The following is a 20,122-nucleotide window of genomic DNA, read 5'->3' as shown; positions in this document are numbered from 1 at the left end:
TGTGGCGTAATCGCATAAATCTCCCCCTTGCAAAAACTAATGTGATTAGTTATTATGATAATACAATTAGCAAATGGAGGGATTAGCGATGAACGTCACCGCATGGGGTCGCGTCACCCAGCTCAGCTTTCTGCCTCGTCTGTTTCCGCTTAACTGTTTTCTGGTCGAAGAGGAAGACGGAATGACGCTGATCGACGCCGGCATGCCCTTCGTCGGCAAAGGGATCGAAGCCGCGATTCGGACGACCGGCAAGCCGCTTGCGCGGATCTTGCTTACGCATGCCCATGAGGATCACATCGGCGCGGTCTCTTACCTGAAGACGAAATATCCCGATGCCCGAATCGGAATTTCCCGCAGGGATGCCGCGCTCTTGCGCGGAGATCGCAGCCTGCTGCCCCACGAAGCGCAAAGCCCGCCTAAAGGCGGCATTCCGAAGAGCCCGCCGTTCGAGCCCGACTTCCTGTTCGAGGACGGCGAGCAGATCGGCTCGCTGCGGGCGATCGCCTCGCCGGGACATACGCCCGGACATTGCTGCTTCCTCGAGAGCGAAACCCGGGTGCTGATCGCGGGCGACGCTTTCCATACGAAGGGCGGACTGGCCGTGGCGGGCCATCTAAAGTGGACGTTTCCTTTCCCCGCGCTGGCCACCTGGCATCCTCCAACGGCCGTCGACACCGCGCGGAAGCTGCTCGAGCTTCGTCCGAACGTGCTCGCCGTCGGCCACGGCCCTGCCCTCAATCGGCCGGAGTCCGCCATCGCGCAGGCGATTGATGCCGCCCAGGCGGCCGCAGGAAGGAGGAATGCCGGATGAGATTCGGGGTCAAGCCCGAGACCGTCATCGCCGCCGCAGCCGACATCGCCGACCGGGACGGATGGGACCAGCTGACGCTGGCCAACGTGGCGGGCGCCCTCGGCATTAGAACGCCTTCGCTCTATAATCACGTAGAGGGGCTGGCGGACTTGCGCCAGAGGCTGGCCGCCTATGCGATCACGCTGCTGAGAGACCGTCTTCACGACGCCGCGATCGGCCGTTCCGGCAAAGAGGCGCTCGTCGAAGTCGGCCGCAGCTATGTGCAGTATGTACGGCAGCATCCGGGCCTCTACGAAGCGGTCAACCGGGTCGCTTCTCCGAAACCGGAAGCGTTCGAGCAAGCTTCCGACGACGTTCTCAAGCTGTTCGTTCGTCTGATGCAGCCGCTAGGGGTCGCTCCCGAGGAAGCGGTTCACGCCGTTCGCGGGCTGCGGAGCATGGTTCACGGCTTTGCCTCTCTGGAAGCGGCCGGCGGCTTCCAGATGAAGGAGGATTTGATGGAAAGCCTGGCCAAATCGATTTCTTATTATATCGATGGATTGTACGCCAATTTTAACTGATATCGGCTCTGCGCGGAAAATTCCGGCAGAGCTTTTTCATTTTATCGAGCTCAGCAGGATTCGACAAAAGGATCACGAATACACATGGAAGGGAGCGGTTAAGGAGTGACATTGGCATGTACAAACAAGAATTAAGTTCCGAAGATCTTCTCGGGATTATCTTCGACTACACGGCTAAAATCGCCAACGAGCGACAATTGAACGCCGTTCTCGTCCATATGGCCAATATGGGACGCGAATTGATTTTATCGGACCGCTGCACGGTATGGCTGATCGACGAGGAGAAAAACCAGCTGTACACGACAGTGGCCCACGGCGTCGACGAAATCCGCATCCCTTACGGCACCGGACTGGTGGGCACCTCGATCATATCCGGGGAACCGATCATTATCGAAGACGCCTATCAGGACCCGAGACATAACGCGGAGAACGACAGAAAGACCGGATATCGCACCAAATCCATTATTACGGTTCCGTTCCGCAACAACGACGGAAACATGATCGGAGCCTATCAAGCCATCAACAAGATGACCGAGGTCGGCCACTTCACGCCTCGCGATCTGGAGCTTCTTTCCTTGGCGGCCTCCTATGCGGGCAAATCGCTCGAATCCGTTATGCTGCATCAGGAAATTATCGACACGCAGCGCGAGATAATCGCCAAAATGGGCGAGGTCGGCGAGATCCGTTCCAAGGAAACCGCCAATCACGTCAAGAGAGTGGCCGAATACTCCTACGTTCTGGCGGTGGAGCTGGGCTTAAGTCCCGCGGAAGCCGAGCTGCTTCGGACCGCCTCCCCCATGCACGATATCGGCAAGGTCGCCATCCCGGACGCCATCCTGAACAAGCCAGGCAAGCTGACGCCCGAGGAATACGAGACGGTCAAGTCGCATACCGAAATCGGCTTCCGGCTGCTCAGCGGCTCCAAGCGCGAGCTGCTGCGTGCCGCCTCCATCGTCGCCGAGCAGCATCATGAGAAGTGGGACGGAAGCGGATATCCCGCCGGACGCAAGGGCGAGGACATTCACATCTTCGGTCGCATCACGGCCGTAGCCGACGTCTTCGACGCTTTAAGCGCGGAGCGAGTGTACAAGAAGGCCTGGCCGATCGAACGGATCGAGACCTTCTTCCGGGAAGAGAGGGGACGGCATTTCGATCCCCGAGTCGTCGACGCGTTCTTCTCCCGTCTGCCGCAGCTGCTGGCCATTCGCGAACGATTCGCGGACGACAGCGAGGAGGCCGCATGGTTTCCCTCCGCCTCCGGCACCGAATAACGAAGCAGAGGAGCCAGCGGCGGCCGCAGCCGCCCTGGCTCCTCTGTTCGTTGCTAAACGTCGAATCGGACCACGGCCGTGCCGAGGCTCTCTTCGTTCCACCTGACGTCCAGACGATCTCCCTCGCTTAGCGCGCCGACTCCCGCCGGCGTCCCGGTAAACAGCAGATCGCCGGGCCCCAGTCCGTAATGGCGGGCGACAAAATCGGCGAGCGTCTGCAGATCGAACACCATGTCGCGGACGTTGCCCCGCTGGACTTCGCGATCGTTCAGGCGGAGACCGAAGTCGTGCCTCGCGATCTCCTCGAGGCCGGGATACGCCAGCCAGCGCCCGAGGACGGCGGAGCGGCGAAAGCCTTTGGCTGCGAGCCACGGATGTCCCTTCTCCTTCAGACGGTCCTGCACGTCGCGCAGCGTCAGATCGAGTCCGACGGTGAACGCCGAGACCAGCTCGTCGAAGCGCATTCCGGCTTCGTAAGGCTCTCCGACCGCAAACACGAGCTCCGCTTCGTAATGCACGCTGCCCTGCGCGCCGGGAAGACGAAGCTCGCCTCCCTCGATGCCGGCAACAGCGTGGGTCGGCTTCGTGAAGATCATCGGCTTCGTCGGAACCTCGTTGCCGAGCTCGGCGGCGTGAAGCCGATAGTTGCGACCGACGCAGTAGATGTTGCGCCAAGCCGCAGGCCGGCTTGCCGTTCGTTCGTTCATGGCTCGCCTGCTCCTTCCAGCGCCGCCAGCCAAAGATCCGGATAATTCGTGCACAGCATAAAAGCTTCCGGACGGCTTCCGAGCCTCCTCAGATCGGAGACGGAGTTGACCGTCCATGCCATGACGTCGATGGAGGCTCGCGCCGCTTGCTCCAGCAGCTTCCCGGTCAGATGCCGGAAGCCGATCGACAAGCAGGAGCAGTCAAGCTCTCTGAGCCTGTCGAACAAATCGTCGGGATGATCGTTAATAATAAGGCCTGTTCTCAGCGTAGGGGAGTACTTGCGGACGGCGCGCAGAATGTCCGGCTCGAACGACGTCACCATATGCTCCTCTTCCTTCCCCCGGGAGCGAATCACCTCCACCGCCCGCAACGCCAGACGATCGAAATCGGATTGGCCGGCTTTCAGCTCGATGTTCAGCCTGCATCTGCCGTCCGCCAGCTCGAGCACCTGATCCAGCGCGGGAACGCCTTCCGACGAGTAGGCGGCGTCCATCCAGCCGCCGGCGTCGAGGCGCGCCAGCTCTTCGGCGCTGTAGTCGGCGACTCTTCCCTTGCCGTTGGTGGTGCGGTCCAGCGTGCTGTCGTGAAAGACGACCGGGACGCCGTCGCGGGAAAGCTGCACGTCCAGCTCTATCCACTGTACGTACGGATAGCTCAGCGCGAGCTTAAAGGCGGCCATCGTATTCTCGGGAGCTTTGCCGGAGAATCCGCGATGCGCCACACAAGGATGAAGCGAGGCTTTCGTTTGTTTGTCCATCTCGACCCTTCTTCCAATCAAGTGATATCTGAAAGGCAAATTGCGCATTCCTTTTACATAGCTCTTAACGCCGCGCCACAATCGACCCGTCCTCCTCTACCGACGCCCCGATCGACAAGGACGACAGTCTGGCCAGCAGCGCCTTGCCGTCGGCTTCCGCCATCGGCGCAGGCTGCGAATACGTCGCGAACATCGGCCTAAACGACAATTCGCAAGATCCGTCCGCGCGGCATTCGGCATGAAGGATGCCGGTCTCGGACGAACGGACGCTGGTCGTCGAAAACACGAAGTTGCCGAGGCTGTATGCGATCCACTTCCCCTTATAGCTCTCGAAGCCCTGCAGCACATGGGGATGGCTGCCGACGACCAGATCCGCGCCGGCATCGACGAAGCGGTGGGCCAGATCGATTTGATGGTCGACCGGCTTCTCCTCCCTCTCCTTCCCCCAATGGGCCATTACAACGACAACGTCGGCGTTGCTTTTCGCTTTCTCGATCGCGGCGACCGCCCGCTCGGGCGAATAGGCTTCCGCCACTCCCGGATGATTCCTGTCCGCCTTCCACTCCACCACCGGAACGACCCGCGTCACGCTGACGAACGCGACCGTAAGTCCGTTCGCTTCGATGTAGGACGGCTCGAACGCTTCCTTGTCGTCGTTGCCCGAGCCGGCATGCTTGATCCCAAGGTCGTCGAGGGCGTCCATCGTGTCGCTTAGCCCTTCCCACCCATAATCCAGCGTATGGTTGTTGGCCAGCGATACAAAGTCAAAGCCCGCGTCCTTCACCGCTTGCAGCGATTCGACGGTTCCCCGGAACACGTACTGCTTGTCCTCTGCGGGAATCCCCCGTTCCGTGATCGGGGCTTCCAGATTCCCGGCGGCGATGTCGGCAGCCTCCAGCAGCGCCTTCGACTCGCGAAACGGATAATCGTAGCCGTTCTTCTTCATCAGCTCGAGCACTCTCGCCGCCGGCAAAATATCGCCGACCAGCGCCAGCGACACCGTGCCGCCTTCCCCCTCTTCCTCCCCGGAGCCGGCAGGCGGCGACGAGGGCTCCGCAGACGGCGACGCTTGTCCGTCGCCCTCCGGGGCGCCGGCCGATGGCGACGACGCAGGCAGATCGTCCGCTCCGGGCGGTCCGGACGGCCCGGACGGAGCCTGGGCCGTGCCAGCCGGCCCTGCGTTCCGGAATCCGCCCTCGCTGCCCTTCCAGACGAGGAACACGACGACGGCGATGCAGACGAGCAGAAACCCGTTGACGACGAGCAGCATCCGGGTTTTCCCCCGGCGCCTCGCTTTCTTCTCCAGGTGCGTTCTCGCTCGCGAATAAGTTGTCAACTTTAACCGTCCTCCTTCCCTTGCCCGTAATTATACAACAAGCCTCATAAAAAAACGATTTCCTCCCGACCCAAATCGGGAAAAAATCGTCGTTCGGACCTCTATTCGTCAAGCTTGACCGGACGCTCTCGGGTGCGCTCCGATCGTCACCGGCTGCCGGGCTTTCGCGGCCAGCTCGCCGGACAGCACGCGGGCCAGCGCCGTCATCATCGCCGGCTTGTTCTCGTAGGTGCACAAGTAGACCGGCGCTTCGGGCATCTCCAGCAGATCGTAGGGCGTTCGAGCCGCGATCCAGACGAACGGCTCCGCTCCGAGCGAGCCCAGCTCGCGGATCAGTTCGGATTGCCCCTTCCAGAAAGCCGCGTCGTACGACACGAACACGATGCGGCTCGCGCCGCGCGCCGAGCTTCGGACCGCAGCCGCCTCCGCCTCCGTCGGATCGGTTCCGATACGGATTTCCTCCGCATCGTATCCGGCAGCGAGGAGCGCCTTGCCCAGCGTCCATTCCTGCGGAACGACCTCGATCACCTCCGTTCTGGCCCGAGGCTCCGTCCAGACGACAAGCGTTCTGCCCGTCTTGGCAAGCGGCAAATGCCTCCCGCCCTTGACGACGGTGACCGCCGCTTCGCTCAGCTCCTTCCGCACCGCTTCGGCTCTCGTCCGGTCCGCCGCCGGAAGCTCGCTGCCGAACAAGCCCCGGGCCTGCTTTAAGCGCCAGATCCGGCCTGCCGCCTCGTCGATCCGGCTCTCGGGGATTTCCCCCGTCATGACCGCTTCCATCACCGCTTCGAGCGCCGCCGTCTGCCTCGTCAGCCTGTGGCTGACGAGAACGAGATCCGCCCCCGCCTTGATCGCCTCGACCGCTCCTCGCGCCACGCCGATCGTCTCGGAGATGGCGTTCATCTCCAGACAGTCCGTGACGATGACGCCCTCGAAGCCGAGCCGCTTGCGCAGCAATCCGGTCAAAATCCGCTCCGAGAGCGTCGCCGGAATCGCCGGGTCGGCTTCGAAGGCCGGGAACACGACGTGGGCCGTCATCAACGCGTCCGCACGGCACTCGATCGCATGGCGGAACGGATACAGCTCCACCTCGCTCAGACGATCGGCGTCGTGCGGCACGAGAGGCAGCGCGTGATGCGAATCGACCGCCGTGTCTCCATGTCCCGGGAAATGTTTCGCCACCGCCACGACGCCGCCCTCCCTATACCCTTGAATGGCCGCAGCGCCGAGAGACGCCACCCGCTTCGGATCCTCCCCGTAGGAACGGACGCCGATGACCGGATTAAGCGGATTGTTGTTCACGTCGAGACAAGGCGCGAAATTCATATTGATGCCGATCTCCCGCAGCTCCGCGCCGGACAGCTTGGCCGCTTCGCGGGTCAGCGCCTCGCTGGCCGCCGCGCCCTGGGCCATGCCGCCGGGCATGACCGTCACGCCCTCCTCCAGACGGACGACCATGCCGCCCTCCTGATCGATCGCGATGAAGAGCGGATGCTCGGAAGCCCGCTGCAGCCGGTCCGACAGCCGCCGAACCTGCTGCGCCTCCTTCAGGTTCCGGCGGAAATAGAGGATGCCGCCGACGCCGTACGCCCGAATCAGACGCTCGATCTCCTCCGACGGCTCCGTCCCCTCGAATCCGCACATAAACAGCTGGCCGATCTTCTGCTTCAGGGTCAGCTCCCCGAAGCTCTTCGTTGTCGCCATCTCCCTCTCTCCTCATCCCTCTGAATTCGTCCATGCCGGCTTCGCGGCTCCGAATTTGTTTTGCTGCCGCTCCCGGTATTCCGACGGAAGCATGCCGGTATGCTTGCTGAACACGCGGGTAAAATATCGCCGTTCCGCATAGCCGACCATCTGGCCGACCTGGGTGACGCTCTTGTCGCTCAACGCAAGCAGCGACCGGGCCATCTCCATTCTTTGCTTGGTCACGTATTCGACGAACGTTTCCCCGAAGTGCTGCTTGAACAGCAGGCTGAAATAGCTGCCGCTAATGCCCAAATATTCGGCCAGCATGTCGATGCTCAGCTCGGCGGCCAGATTTCTTTCGATGTAATCCTTGGCGGACAGCATCAACACGTCGCTCGTCTTTTTCTTCATGACGCTTTCCAGCGACCGGTCGACGAGCCGATTAACGACCTGCAGCGTCTCGCGGATGCCTTGGTGGCGGTCGATCTGCCGCCAGATTTCGGTCTCCTCGTCGCGCTCGATCACCCCCATCTCCCGCATCTCCCGAAGAAGATGGATGCACAGATAGTGGACGATCGGGGCGACCCGTTCGAACGACTGTTCCGGCAGCGACCGGAAGCTCTCGTTCAGCTCCTTAAGCGCCGCTTCGGTCCGATGCCGGTCGCATCGCTTTAAACCGGTCGCCATCTCCTCGATCGTGTCCCACAGCTGCTGCGTCGTGTCGTAGCTGCTGCGAGCTCTCTCCGAGACGATGACGCCTTCGTGGGCCGAGGAGGTCAAATACAGCGATCGCTGCAAGCTCTTGTACGTCCTGGCCAGCTGCCTGATCGTCACCTCCCCGGGGTGCAGCGCAACCCGGATGTTCAGCTTGAGGTAGCTTCGAACGGCCTGTCGCAGCGTCTCCGCCCAGGCCAGGCCTTGCTCGCGGTCGAACCATTCCGGAGCGGAGCGCTCGATGAGCACGCACCATTCCCCGCTTCTCACCTGGATGACGGTATAGGCAACGCCGAAAGCCGCAAGGTTTTCCTGAAGAATGTTATGAATCGCGAAATTCCACAGCTTTCTTTCCTTGTCCTCCCAGAACCTTTCACGCTTGGAGTACTCCTCGACGTCGACCAGCATCATGGCGAAAGCGAGATGCTCGTCCTCAAGCTCCCCGAGCCGCAGAAGCGGTCTGCCGGACGTCCCGCCCAGATCGGTGATCTGGTCGTACAGCACCTTCTCGTATGCCAGGCGGAACACCTGATTCCATTCCTGCTGCATCGAGCGCTGCTCGAGGCTTCTCTCGCGCACGGCGTCGGCCAGTCTGCGGATCGTCTCCACCAGCACGTCGTAATCGATCGGCTTCAGAATGTAGTCCTTCACCTCGAAGCGAATGACCGAACGGACATAGCTGAAATCCTGATAGCCGGTCATCATGATGACCTCCGCTTCGGGGTCGAATTGCCTAAGCTCGCTCAGAAACTCGATCCCGTCCATCACCGGCATGCGAATATCGCACAGAATGAGCTGCGGGCGATGCGTCCGGGCGAGCTCGAGCGCCTGCTCTCCGTTTCGGGCCGTTCCGGCCAGCTCGATGTTCAGCTCCTCCCACGGAACGACCGCCTGCAGATTTTTCAGAATGTTCACTTCATCGTCGATCAACAACGCTTTTAATCTCATCGGTGTCACTCCTTGCCTCTAGAGGGATCACACATTTGATCGTCGTGCCGTAGCCCGGGGCGCTGCAAAGCATCAGCCCGAAGCCGCTGCCGTAATGGATGCGCAGCCGGTCCGCGACGTTGCCGATGCCCAGCCCGCGGCGTTCGCCGGTCTCCGGAGACTCCGCGTACATCTCCTGCAGCGTCGTAAGGCCTCTGGCCGCGAACTGCGCAAGCTGCCGATCCGGTATGCCGATGCCGTTGTCCTCGATATAGAAGGCGATATGACGACCTTCGAGCGCTGCTCTCACTTCAATTTTTCCCAAGTACTCGATGCCCTCGAAGCCGTGCTGAATGCTGTTCTCGACGAGCGGCTGCAGCGTCAGCTTCAAGATCGTACAGCTCATTAGCTCCTTCGGAACCTCGATGGCATATTCGAACAGCTCCTCGAACCGGTACTTCTGAATTTCCAGATAGCTCGTCAAGTGCTCGAGCTCCTGCTCGATCGTAATCTCTTCCTTCTGCTGGATGCTGATGCGGAAAATATTCGCCAGACGCTGCACCATTTTGCTGACTTTGCGCCCTTCGTTCTGCACCGCCAAAATATTGATCGATTCCAGCGCGTTAAACAGGAAGTGCGGCTTGATCTGCGCCTGCAGCAGCATCATCTCCGCCTTGCGCTTGCGCGACTGCTCCTCCTTGACGTCGTCGAGCAGCTCGGACACGCGCCGGACGAGGCTGTTGAAGCCTCTGGACAAGGCCGTCGTCTCGTCGCTGCCGACGACCGGCACTCTCGTCGATAAATCCCCGCGCTCCACTTTCCGCATCGCGCGAACGACGCGCACGATAAACGTCACCATGCGCCGGACGAAAATGAGATTAAACGCCAGCGCAAGCGCGAGCGAGATCGAGGTGATGACGACCATCCACCGCAGCACGATCGCCATATCTCCGGACAAGTATTGCCAGGAGGTGACCATGACCAGCTTCCAATCGCCGACCCCCAGTCGCTGCAGCTGCAGATCCTGAACCGACACGAGGCTTTTGTGCTCGTCGAAGGAGATCGTCTTGCTCTGCGTTGAGACGCTGTTCATGTCGAAGCCGTCCTCCGCGTCCATGTAGTCGGATATTCGGCGTCCTTCCGGGCTTTTGTCGCTGTCGTACACGATATTCCCGTTGCCGGCCACAATCAGGAAGCGGCGGTCGATCTTGCCTTGACTGTTGTAGAAGCTGAAAATCTTGTTCAGCTCGTTCAACTGAAACCGCGTGACGAGCACGCCCTTGCTCTTCAGCGTCTCGATGTCAAGCAGCACGCGAATCTGCGTAAACAGGTTGTTCTCCCCGGTCAGATTCGTATCTTCGTTCGGGCCGACCCATACGGGAGCGCCGTTCTTCCGCAGAACCTCCTGATAGATCGGATGGCTCTCCAGCTCCTCCCGGGCGATCGGGGCGTCCAACGAGGAGAAGTTGACGGTGACCTGCTGGTCGTCGTTGCGATAGAGCGTCACCGAATGGATGCCGGGATACGTCAGCAGCACGCGCTGCCGAAGCTTCTCCTTCTCCAGCAGCTGATAGTAGGAGTCCGAGCTTCGGGAGGCTTCTCCCGCTCCGGCGTCTCCAGTGCCCGCTCCGGCATCTCCGGTGCCTGTTCCGGCGTCGTCGATAGACTGTTCGGCCACCTCCACGCTGTCTTCCATCGTCACCCAGAAATCCGAGAAGTAGTTCGCTTCCTTGAACATGTTGTTAATATTGCGGCCGATGGCCTTGAGCGTAAGCTCGGTCTGCTCCGCGTACTTCTCCTCCGTCACCTTCTGCGACACCAGGTACGAGACGCTTCCGAGCACGAACAAAGGTACGATAATAAAGGCGATAAAGGCGGCGAAAATCCGTTTGCTCAGACTCATCTTCAGGCGCCGGTCCTCTCGATTAATGTCGTCTCGCTTACGCTAGCCGGGGAATGCGATCCTAGACGATCAAACGTTCCGCTTCCCTCATTATAATGTTATGCCGGCAAGCCGATAAGACGGAATTCCGATAATGAAGGGATAAAAATGGACAATTCGCCTCCCCATGCCGATTCCGGACGAGCGCTTCGCAAAATCCGGCGTTGTCGGCCTGCCTGGGATTGACGGAAAACCCGTTTTCGCTTATATTATAACCAATGGTTAGTAACCATTGGTTATAATTATGAATGACGATTCGAAAGGGTGATCTCATCATGTTCGCAGGACATTTCGGAGTGGCGGCGGCGGTCAAGGCGAAGACGCCGGAGGTGCCGCTCTGGGCGCTGATCGTCGCCACGCAGTGGCTGGATCTGGTGTTTATCCCGCTGGCGATGGCCGGCATCGAGACGATTGACGACAGCTCCGGAGGCGGCTACGGGGGCAATATCATTCATGCCGACTACACGCACTCGCTGCTCGGGGCGCTGCTGCTCTCCCTGGCGGTCGGCCTGTTGGCCCGGCGGCTATGGGGCAAGCGCGCGGGATACGCGGTCGGAGCCGTCTCCTTCAGCCACTGGCTGCTCGACCTGATCGTGCACCGCGAGGACATGCCCCTTCTGCCGGGAAACTGGGGGGATCTGCCTTTGCTGGGCTTCGGCGTATGGCGCTACATCGGGCTGTCGATCGGTCTGGAAGCCGCGCTGCTCGCCATCGGGTTTGCGATGTACGTGTCGTTCGCCTTCAAGAGCAGGAAGGGCAAAAGCAAAACGTCCGCCTATGCGGCGTCCGGGGCGCTGGGCGTGCTGCTGGCGCTTGCGCTCGCACAGGACGTATGGGGTTTGTTCTGAAACGTGCCCGAGAAGACGGCCGTCGTCAGGTTAAGCCGTTGTCGTATGGGATCGACGGCGCGCATCCTGCCGGCTATGTCTAACGGATGCAGCGGCGCTTAATTGAACGTTTTCTTGAGAAAGGAAAAGGTAGTAGCGGTGGCCGTCGGGCTTATCGTATGCGATCGCCGGCGTGCAACTCGCCGGCGACGTCTAACGGTTGCAGTGGCGCTTAATCGATCGTTTTTCCGAAGAAGAAAAAGCTAACGGTTGCCACCGCGCTTATTTTGGGGTTATCGAGCCAAACGGCGCGTTTTCAGCTGAAATAGCCGCTGCTGCAACCGTTACAACCTCCGTACTGCGAAAATGGCACAATTAGAGGCTCTGGCAACCGTTACGTTAGCGGATTGGCGTAGGTTGGCGTAGGTTGGCGTAGGTTGGCGTAGGTTGGCGTCGGTTGGCGTGGGTTGGCGCGAGTGGCGCAGGTTGGCGTCGGTTGGCGTGGGTTGGCGCGAGTTGGCATGGGGTGGCGTTGGTTGGCGTTGGTTGGCGTAAGTTGGCGAGAGTTGGCGCGGGTGGGCCTTTGTTCGCGATGACCGTCGGGACTCCGCCGGCGGAGCCTATAGCCCCCGCCTCTTGGGCTTCGTGAATTTGTTGGCTCTGGTCTGTTTCGCGCGTTCGAAGGAGCGGCCCGAAGTCGACGCCGTCACGCTTTGCTTAACCTGTCAACATGCCCCTTCCCCGGGAGAAGGGCTTGTTTGACGAGCGAGAATTCGCTGGCTACAATGTCCTTATCATCGGAAAGGCGGTCTATGAAATGACGGCGACCAAACAGAAAGCCCGGTCGGAGGAAACGAAAAGAAAGATCGTCGAAGCGGCCGGCAGGCTCTTCGCAAGCAAAGGCTACCAGGCCGTGACGATGCGCGAGATCGCGAAGGCGGCGCACTGCTCCCATACGGCGATTTATATCTATTTTAAAGACAAGGAGGCGCTGCTGACGCAGCTTTCCATGCCTCCGCTGCTGACGCTTCTGCAAACCTTCGATGCGCTGCTGAACGAGGATCGCCCTCCCGAGCAGAGGTTGGCGGCCATCAGCCTCGAATTTATCGGCTTCTGTCTGGCCCATCGCAGCCTGTACGGCCTTTTTTTCGGGACGAAATCGGTAAGAGTGGACGAAGAAGCGCCCGATCTCGAGCTGAACCAACTGCGCAACAGCATGTTCGGCAAGCTGAAAGGGGCGGTGCGGGCGTGTCTGGGCATGAGGGCGGACGACCCGCAGGCGCTCGAGTTCGCCCGGATCTATATGTACGGTCTTAACGGCATCGCAGCCACTTACGCGGAGTCCGAAGAGTCGGCGGAGCAGCTGATGGACCGGCTGACGCCGACCTTCCGGCAGGCTTTCGACGTGCTGCTTGCCGGCTTCCGCCACCAGCTCGCCAATCGCGCGGGCGGTTGAGCCGAGACGAAGGGTCGCATTCCAGCCTCGTTGTCCGCGATTGCGGACCGGGGCCCTTTGGCGTTTATGCCAAAAAAGCGCTTGACAGCATTTCACGCGCAGTGGTAACATCTTCTTCCTTTCGCTTTTATTTTACATAGGAGGATTTTACCCTTGATTACCGTCAGCGGAATCAGCAAAAGCTTTAAGGTGGCCCGCAGAGCCTCCGGTTTCGGAAGCGCGTTCAAGGCGCTGTTTCGCAGGGAGTATACCGAGGTCGCCGCGCTGAGCGACGTCTCGTTCTCGATCGAGCCCGGGGAAATTGTCGGCTACATCGGACCGAACGGGGCCGGCAAATCGACGACGATCAAAGTGATGAGCGGCATTCTCGTTCCCGACAGCGGCACCTGCAGCATTATGGGGTACACGCCCTGGCTTGACCGGGTCAAATACGTGCGGAACATCGGCGTCGTGTTCGGCCAGCGCTCCCAGCTCTGGTGGGACGTGCCCGTCATCGACTCGTTCGAGCTGCTTCGCGACATCTACGACGTAACGCAGGCGGAGTACCAGAGCAACCTGGAGCTGCTCACCGAGACGCTCGATCTGGGCGGCCTGCTCCGAACGCCGGTGAGGCAGCTGAGCCTCGGCCAGCGCATGCGCTGCGAGATCGCCGCTTCCCTCCTGCACGGTCCCGGCATCCTGTTCCTTGACGAGCCGACGATCGGCCTCGACGCCGTATCCAAAATCGCGGTCAGACGGTTCATCTCCGCGATTAACAAAGAGAAAGGCGTAACCGTCATTTTGACCACGCACGATATGAACGACATCGAAGCGCTGGCGAGCCGGATTTTGCTAATCGGCAAAGGCAGGCTGCTCTACGACGGCGACCTCGCTGCCATGCGCGCGAAATACGGAGCCGTCGAAGACGGACGGGCGGGCGGCGGCTCGGCGATCGAGGAAGCGCTCCTTAAGATGTACAAGGAGTACGAGATCTCATGAGGGCCGTCTTGTCCGTCTTCCGGCTGAAGCTCGCGACGGGCTTCCAGTACCGCTCCGCCGCGCTGGCCGGCGTCGCGACCCAATTTTTCTGGGGCTTCATTCTCATCATGGTCTATCAGGCTTTCTATAACGGGACGATGGTCGAACCGCCGATCTCGCTGCAGCAGATCGTCACCTACATCTGGCTTCAGCAGGCTTTCCTCGCCTTTATCGCGCTCTGGTTCCGCGACAACGAGCTGTTTCAATTGATAACGACTGGCAACATCGCGTACGAGCTCTGCCGTCCGAGCGGACTGTACGGCTTCTGGTACGCCAAGCTGCTCGCCCAGCGGCTGTCCAGCGCGGCGCTGCGATGCGTTCCGATTCTCTTCGTCGCCCTTCTTCTGCCTGCGCCTTACCGGCTAAGCCTGCCGCACGATCCGGCGACCGCCCTGCTGTTCCTGCTCGCGCTTCTGCTCGGACTGTTCATCCTCGTCGCCATCTCCATGCTGATCTATATTTCTACTTTCATCACGATGTCTGCAGCCGGCTCGCTGCTCATGTTCGGAGTGGCCGGAGAGTTTCTCGCCGGCATGATCGTTCCCGTGCCGCTGATGCCGATCTGGCTGCAATCGATCGTCTATGCGCTCCCGTTCCGGCTGGCGGCCGACTTTCCGTTCCGCGTCTACTCCGGCCACATTCCCGTCGAGGAGGCGCTTGCCACGATTCCGGTGCAGCTGCTGTGGCTGACCGCGCTTGTCGGAGTCGGCAGATTCGCGATGAACAGAGCGCTCCGGCGTGTCGTCGTTCAAGGAGGTTAACCCGGCGTGAGACTCTTCGGCAAATATTTGCTCATTTTGTTCAAATCCCAGATGCAGTACCGGACGTCGTTCTGGCTGCTGTCCTTCGGACAATTTTTTATTCCGTTCTCCGTATTCGCGGGATTGTACATTCTGTTCGAACGGTTCGGACAGATTCAGGGCTGGGAATTTTACGAGGTGGCGCTCGTATTCGGCGTCATCCATATGGCGTTCGCGATCGCCGAATGCCTGGGACGGGGATTCGATATGTTTTCCGACCTGATCGTGAACGGAGACTTCGACCGGCTGCTCGTTCGCCCGCGCGGCACCGTGCTTCAGGTGCTCGGCTCGAAATTCGAGTTTACCCGGGTCGGCAGACTGCTGCAGAGCTTGATCGTGCTCGTCTGGGCGATCAGTCGGGTAGAAGCCGACTGGACGTTCCTGAAGGGCGTTACGCTTCTGCTTATGATTGCCAGCGGCGTCCTGATCTTCACCGGCATCTTTATCGTTATGGCGACGATGTGCTTCTGGACGGTGCAGGGGCTGGAGCTCGGCAGCATCTTCACGGACGGCGGACGGGAGATGGCACAGTATCCGCTGAACATTTATCACAAATGGATCACCCGCTTCTTCACCTACGTCATTCCGTTCGGCTGCGTCAACGACTTGCCGGTTCAATACATTCTCGGCAAGACGGAAGGCGGCGCCGAGTATATGCTCGCCCCGCTGGCCGGCTGCCTATTCATCGTTCCCTGTCTGCTGCTGTGGAGATTCGGCGTCCGGAAGTACCGTTCTACCGGATCCTGACGAAAGCCGGCTGGCGGATCTCGTAAATGATGGACAATCATTTCACATCATCACATTCATTTCATATATACAAAACTATTGATTTCATATCTATGAATATCTTTTCAAAAAATAGAGAAAGAAGGAACTGTTGCGAGCATCTCGCAGGCGGGATCAAGTCCAAAGTAGAAGGAATATTCTGGATCATAAAACGCGGCAGCGCTATCGACAAGATGCAAGGAGTGAGGTAATATGGATTTATGTTTCATATTGATGAACTCATTTCAAGAAAGGTGTTAAACCCATGAAACAACCGACGCCAAAAGTCAAATCAGCCGACCGTGTACTGGATATATTCGAGCTGTTCACCGGCGATAAGGATTCGTACAATCTCACCGAGATTGCCAAAGGCTTGAACATGCCGCCGAGCAGCACCTACTTGATTCTTCAGAACATGCTGCATCGCGGCTACTTGGAGACGGATCGTTCCGGCAAGCAGTTCCGCATCGGCTACAAGCTGTTCACGATCCGTTCGGGTTATATGCGCAGCTCGAGCCTGACCGGAGAATTCAATCTAATCGCGGAGAAAATTATCGACGATCTGAACGAAACGACCAGTCTCGCCATTAAGGCGGGGAGCGACCTGCTCTACATCGGCGAGAAGGTCAGCACGCAGGCGCTGCGGTTCAATCCGAACGTCGGAACGACGCTGCCGCTGCACGCCACCGCCTCCGGCAAAATCATGCTGGCCGACCTGACGATGGACGAACTGCGCGCGCTCTATCCGCAAGACGAGCTCGAGAAGGTGACCGACAAAACGATCTCCACGTTCCAGGACCTGATAAAGGAGCTGAACAAGGTGCGGGCCCAAGGATTCGGCTACAACATGGGGGAGACGGTGGACGGCGTTCACTGCGTGGCCGGACCGATTCACGACGCCGACGGCCGTGCTGTCGCCTCGGTCAGCATCTCGATTCCGGTCGTACGCATTACCGGAGAGGTATGGGGCAAAGTCCACGATTGGATCAAACGGGCTTGCGAAGAATTGAGCACGAAAGTGTACGGCTACCAAAAATAATCCCCGGAGGCGGGCCAGCGGGACGTTCGCGGCCCCCCGTTGCCCGCTTCCGCTAGCTTCTCCTTACGCCTCCCGGTACGCGCGCGGCGTTACGCCGATCTCCCGGGCGAACACCCGGCTGAAATAGAGCGGATCACGGAAGCCCACCTCCAGCGCGACAACCGCTATCGGCTTGTTGCTCCCCCTTAACAGCTGCATCGCTTTATCCAGCCTGACTCTGGTAATGTACTGCACCGGAGAGCAGCCGACATACCGCTTGAACAGCACCGAGAAATAGCTTCTGGACAGCGACACTTTGCGGGCCAGCAGCTCCCGCTCCAACGATTCCTGGTAGTGGTTGTTAATATAGTTGACGCATTCCATGATCGAACGTTCGGCCGAATCGTCCTGCTGCCGCTCCTGCAGCTGCTCGCTGATCCGCAGCAGCAGATTGAAGAACAGCAGCTTGGCCTGTCCGGCGTGCCCGCTCCTCTTCTCCTGCCAGATTCGCCACAGCAGCTGCAGGTCCGAGCGCAGCCCCCTGTGGTCCATCATCGGCACGACCAGTTCGAAAGGCAGGCGCTTCTCGGGCGGCTCCTCGCATCGCGTCAACTCCCCCTGCCATCGGATCAGCTTGAAGTCGTATTCGATCATAAAGTAACGAAGCGGTCCCGGGGGAATATTGCGCAGAATAAACTTGCGCTTGACCGGAATTTGGGCGATGCAGCCCTCCTTGAGCGGGTGGCTCTGTCCGTCGAGCTCCATTCTTCCGCGGCCCTCGTACACATAGAACAGACAGAGCCTTCCGGACGACTTCCTGTAGATCTGCGTCCCCTGCGTCTCCCAGTGCTCCAGCTTTCCGTGAATAACGTCCAGAATTTGCGGATAAAAGCGGTCAAAAAACTCGTACACGGGCATCCCCTCACCGTTTTCACGAATATAAAACAATTTTTCAACTTTTTATCCATGACAATCCACCTTTATTCCATATACCGGCTCCCTGTTTTTCTGCAAAATTGAAGCAACGGATATTCATCTATGCAGACATTCCGATCAGATACTCAGGGAGGTTACAAGAATGGTTCACAAGTCCCGAATCGTTGCCGCACTGGCCGCAACCCTTCTGCTGCTGACAGCGGCGCTGTCCGCCTGCAGCAGGAACGAAGCGGCCACGTCCTCCAGCCCGGCGGCGACTGAAAGCGCTTCTCCCTCGGCTACGCCGACGCCCAGCCCTTCGGAATCCCCGTCTCCGGAGCCGGAGCCGGTCGAGCTGAGCGTATTCGGCTCCATCCCGGAAGAGGCCTTCGATCCCCAGATCAACAACTGGGTGACGGCGAAATATCCGCACTTCAAGCTGACCTACTACTGCTCCTGCATCCTGAACATTCCCGACCTGAAAGCTCAGAAGAACGTGACGCCCGACATTCATTACGGCGCCGCCGAAGGCGATCTGCGGGTGCTGCTCGCCGACAATCTGCAGACGGACTTGACCCCTCTCGTCGATTCCGGAATCGTCGACCTGAGCCGCTTCGACCCTTTCTCGATCGAGACGGCGAGAAACTATTCCGGAGGCAAGCTGTACGGCTTGCCGGAAAGCTCCAACCCGATGGTGCTGTTCTACAACAAAGACGTGTTCGACAAGTTTAACGCCCCCTACCCGACGGACGGCATGACCTGGGATCAGCTCTATGAGCTCGCCCGGCAGGTCACCGGAACGAAGGACGGCGTCCATTACCGCGGCATCAGCATGTTTTATCGGTTCGCCCTGCTAAGCAACGAGTTTTCCCTGCCGATTATCGACGCGGAGACCGGCAAGGCCGCCGTCCAGAACGAAGGCTGGAAGCGAATCTTCGAGAACCTCTCCCGCTTCTACCAGATTCCCGGCAACATGGAGGGCTACGAACGCGACTCCGGTCTGGAGCTGAACAAGTTCTACGAGCAGAAAAACATCGCCATGGTGCTGTCCCTGAGCTCCAGCTACAAGCGTCCGGGCTTCGAGCAGCTGAACTGGGATATGGTCGCCGCTCCGACCTTCGAGGACAACGGCGGCGTCGGCTTCCAGTCGCTTCCGACGATGATCTATATTACGGATACGGCGGCGAACAAGGAAGCGGCGCTTCAGGCTGTGAACGAGCTGCTGTCCGACGAAGCCCAGCTCGCGGCGGCCAAGGAGGGCAGGCCGACCCCGCTGTTGAACGCGGAGATCCGCAAGGCGTTCGGCGCCGAGGTGCCCCTGCTGCAAGGGAAAAACGCCGCCGCCATCTACTACAATTCATTCGCGCCTACGCCCGCCATTCACCCGACGCTTACTTTGAACGCCCCGTCGCTTCTCGCCTACGAGTTCGAGAAGGTCATTCTCGGAGAGCTCAGCGTCGAGGAAGCGCTGCAGTCGGCGGAGACCGAGCTTAACAAGGCGATCGAGATGGAACTGGCCAACAAGCCCTAACGCGACAAGACGATAGGGGGGGCCCGCAAGCCGTTCGGAAGGGACGGGAAGGGGGCCCCTTCGTCTTCATTGTTGTCAGGTTTTAGCCGTTGTCGTATGCGATCGAAGGCGCGCATCCTGCCGGCAACGTCTAACGGTTACAGTGGCGCTTAATCGATCGTTTTCTTGAAAAAGGAAAAGCTAACGGTTGCCACCGCGCTTATTTTGGGGTTGTTGAGCGAAACGGAGCGGTTTCGGCTGAAATAGCCGCTGTCGCAACCGTTACAATCTCCATATTGTGAAAACGGCACGATTAGCGGCTCTGGCAACCGTTACGTTAGCGGGGTGGCGTAAGTTGGCGCAAGTTGACGCAGTTGGCTCGAGCTGGCGCAGGTTGGCAAGTTGACGCAAGTTGGCGCAGTTGGCTCAAGTCGGCTCAAGTCAGCTCGAGTTGGCGCAAGCCGGTGCAAGTTGACGCAGTTGGCTCGAGCTGGCGCAGGTTGGCTCAAGTCGGCTCGAGTTGACGCAAGTTGGTGCAGTTGGCTCAAGTCGGCTCGAGTTGACGCAGTTGGCTCGAGCTGGCGCAGGTTGGCGCAGGTTGGCAAGTTGACGCAAGTTGGCGCAGTCGGCTCAAGTCGGCTCGAGTTGACGCAAGTTGGTGCAGTTGGCTCAAGTCGGCTCGAGCTGGCGCAGGTTGGCGCGAGTGACACAAGTTGACGCAAGTTGGCGTAAGTTCGGCGATGAGCGTCAGGACCCCGCCGGCGGCGCCTGTAGCCTCCGCCTCTTGAGCTTCGTGAATTTGTTGGCTCCAGTCTGTTTAGCGCGTTTGAAGGAGCGGTTCGAAGTCGTCGACGTGACGATGGGAACCATATGGCGTTGCAGCTCGTCGAGGAATCGTTCGTGCAGGATGTCCCCTTTTCGCATCGTCTTCTTCTAGCACCGTCTCGATGAGCCGGTTGGCCAATTGCCGACCCAGATGTTTTCCTGCTAGGCTCCTTTTTGACCGTTTGCTTAGCCAGCAACATGGCCCCTTGCCCCTTCCTCTCCCCTCTTCCGAGGCGGGCGGCCCGTTCCTTCCCGGGCCGCCCGCCCTTTCTGTCGA

General features: G+C 59.6%; 17 protein-coding genes. 10 read left to right on the top strand and 7 right to left on the bottom strand.

What is annotated here, in order from left to right; genetic code table 11:
* The first annotated feature begins 88 nt into the window (after window positions 1-88).
* From ACFO3S_RS17640 to ACFO3S_RS17630, 3 genes are all read left to right on the top strand, one after another.
* Window positions 89-811 (top strand): MBL fold metallo-hydrolase, encoded by a 723-nt coding sequence (locus ACFO3S_RS17640; RefSeq protein ID WP_378098847.1) that lies wholly within the window; start codon window positions 89-91, stop codon window positions 809-811.
* Complete coding sequence (locus ACFO3S_RS17635; protein WP_378098845.1) at window positions 808-1,371, top strand: TetR-like C-terminal domain-containing protein; 564 nt, start codon at window positions 808-810, stop codon at window positions 1,369-1,371. Before ACFO3S_RS17640 ends, ACFO3S_RS17635 begins: the two co-directional genes overlap by 4 nt.
* 116 nt (window positions 1,372-1,487) lie before the next feature.
* Window positions 1,488-2,642: an HD domain-containing phosphohydrolase gene (locus ACFO3S_RS17630; RefSeq protein WP_378098843.1), complete on the top strand. Its 1,155-nt coding sequence runs from the start codon at window positions 1,488-1,490 to the stop codon at window positions 2,640-2,642.
* Between the two features lie 53 nt (window positions 2,643-2,695).
* Here the strand turns inward: ACFO3S_RS17630 and ACFO3S_RS17625 are convergent, their stop codons facing one another.
* The 6 genes from ACFO3S_RS17625 to ACFO3S_RS17600 all read right to left on the bottom strand — a co-directional run bounded on the left by ACFO3S_RS17625 (window position 2,696) and on the right by ACFO3S_RS17600 (window position 10,673).
* Window positions 2,696-3,349: a fumarylacetoacetate hydrolase family protein gene (locus ACFO3S_RS17625; RefSeq protein WP_378098841.1), complete on the bottom strand. Its 654-nt coding sequence runs from the start codon at window positions 3,347-3,349 to the stop codon at window positions 2,696-2,698.
* Window positions 3,346-4,107, bottom strand: coding sequence for a glycerophosphodiester phosphodiesterase (locus ACFO3S_RS17620; protein ID WP_378098840.1), 762 nt, complete (start codon window positions 4,105-4,107; stop codon window positions 3,346-3,348). Before ACFO3S_RS17620 ends, ACFO3S_RS17625 begins: the two co-directional genes overlap by 4 nt.
* Before the next feature lie 64 nt (window positions 4,108-4,171).
* Complete coding sequence (locus ACFO3S_RS17615) at window positions 4,172-5,443, bottom strand: CapA family protein (RefSeq protein ID WP_378098839.1); 1,272 nt, start codon at window positions 5,441-5,443, stop codon at window positions 4,172-4,174.
* 108 nt (window positions 5,444-5,551) lie between these two features.
* Window positions 5,552-7,147, bottom strand: a complete 1,596-nt coding sequence (gene nagZ / locus ACFO3S_RS17610) for a beta-N-acetylhexosaminidase (RefSeq protein WP_378098837.1) — start codon at window positions 7,145-7,147, stop codon at window positions 5,552-5,554.
* Between the two features lie 12 nt (window positions 7,148-7,159).
* Window positions 7,160-8,791 (bottom strand): response regulator, encoded by a 1,632-nt coding sequence (locus ACFO3S_RS17605; RefSeq protein ID WP_378098835.1) that lies wholly within the window; start codon window positions 8,789-8,791, stop codon window positions 7,160-7,162.
* Window positions 8,760-10,673 (bottom strand): cache domain-containing sensor histidine kinase, encoded by a 1,914-nt coding sequence (locus ACFO3S_RS17600; RefSeq protein ID WP_378098833.1) that lies wholly within the window; start codon window positions 10,671-10,673, stop codon window positions 8,760-8,762. The genes ACFO3S_RS17605 and ACFO3S_RS17600 overlap by 32 nt, the downstream gene beginning before the upstream one ends.
* 314 nt (window positions 10,674-10,987) lie before the next feature.
* On the opposite strand from ACFO3S_RS17600, the gene ACFO3S_RS17595 reads away from it, so the two are divergent.
* The 6 genes from ACFO3S_RS17595 to ACFO3S_RS17570 all read left to right on the top strand — a co-directional run bounded on the left by ACFO3S_RS17595 (window position 10,988) and on the right by ACFO3S_RS17570 (window position 16,616).
* On the top strand, window positions 10,988-11,560 hold the full coding sequence (locus ACFO3S_RS17595; protein WP_378098832.1) for a permease: 573 nt from the start codon (window positions 10,988-10,990) through the stop codon (window positions 11,558-11,560).
* Window positions 11,561-12,356: 796 nt separating this feature from the next.
* Complete coding sequence (locus ACFO3S_RS17590) at window positions 12,357-12,995, top strand: TetR/AcrR family transcriptional regulator (RefSeq protein WP_378098830.1); 639 nt, start codon at window positions 12,357-12,359, stop codon at window positions 12,993-12,995.
* A 153-nt stretch (window positions 12,996-13,148) separates the two neighbouring features.
* Window positions 13,149-13,973 carry an ABC transporter ATP-binding protein gene (locus ACFO3S_RS17585; protein ID WP_378098828.1) on the top strand — a complete coding sequence of 275 codons (825 nt, stop codon included), beginning with the start codon at window positions 13,149-13,151 and terminating at the stop codon, window positions 13,971-13,973.
* Window positions 13,970-14,773 carry an ABC transporter permease gene (locus ACFO3S_RS17580; protein WP_378098826.1) on the top strand — a complete coding sequence of 268 codons (804 nt, stop codon included), beginning with the start codon at window positions 13,970-13,972 and terminating at the stop codon, window positions 14,771-14,773. Before ACFO3S_RS17585 ends, ACFO3S_RS17580 begins: the two co-directional genes overlap by 4 nt.
* A 6-nt stretch (window positions 14,774-14,779) precedes the next feature.
* Window positions 14,780-15,559, top strand: a complete 780-nt coding sequence (locus ACFO3S_RS17575; protein WP_378098825.1) for an ABC transporter permease — start codon at window positions 14,780-14,782, stop codon at window positions 15,557-15,559.
* A gap of 283 nt (window positions 15,560-15,842) precedes the next feature.
* Window positions 15,843-16,616, top strand: a complete 774-nt coding sequence (locus ACFO3S_RS17570; RefSeq protein ID WP_378098823.1) for an IclR family transcriptional regulator — start codon at window positions 15,843-15,845, stop codon at window positions 16,614-16,616.
* Window positions 16,617-16,679: 63 nt separating this feature from the next.
* On the opposite strand, the gene ACFO3S_RS17565 is transcribed toward ACFO3S_RS17570, so the two are convergent.
* Entirely contained in the window at window positions 16,680-17,507 is an 828-nt protein-coding gene (locus ACFO3S_RS17565) for an AraC family transcriptional regulator (protein WP_378098821.1), read from the bottom strand.
* Between the two features lie 166 nt (window positions 17,508-17,673).
* On the opposite strand from ACFO3S_RS17565, the gene ACFO3S_RS17560 reads away from it, so the two are divergent.
* Entirely contained in the window at window positions 17,674-19,041 is a 1,368-nt protein-coding gene (locus ACFO3S_RS17560) for an extracellular solute-binding protein (protein ID WP_378098820.1), read from the top strand.
* Window positions 19,042-20,122 lie beyond the last annotated feature (1,081 nt).

Source organism: Cohnella hongkongensis, assembly GCF_042654645.1.
Classification (GTDB): Bacteria; Bacillota; Bacilli; order Paenibacillales; family Paenibacillaceae; genus Cohnella; species Cohnella hongkongensis.
This window is presented reverse-complemented; position numbering and strand designations above follow the sequence as displayed.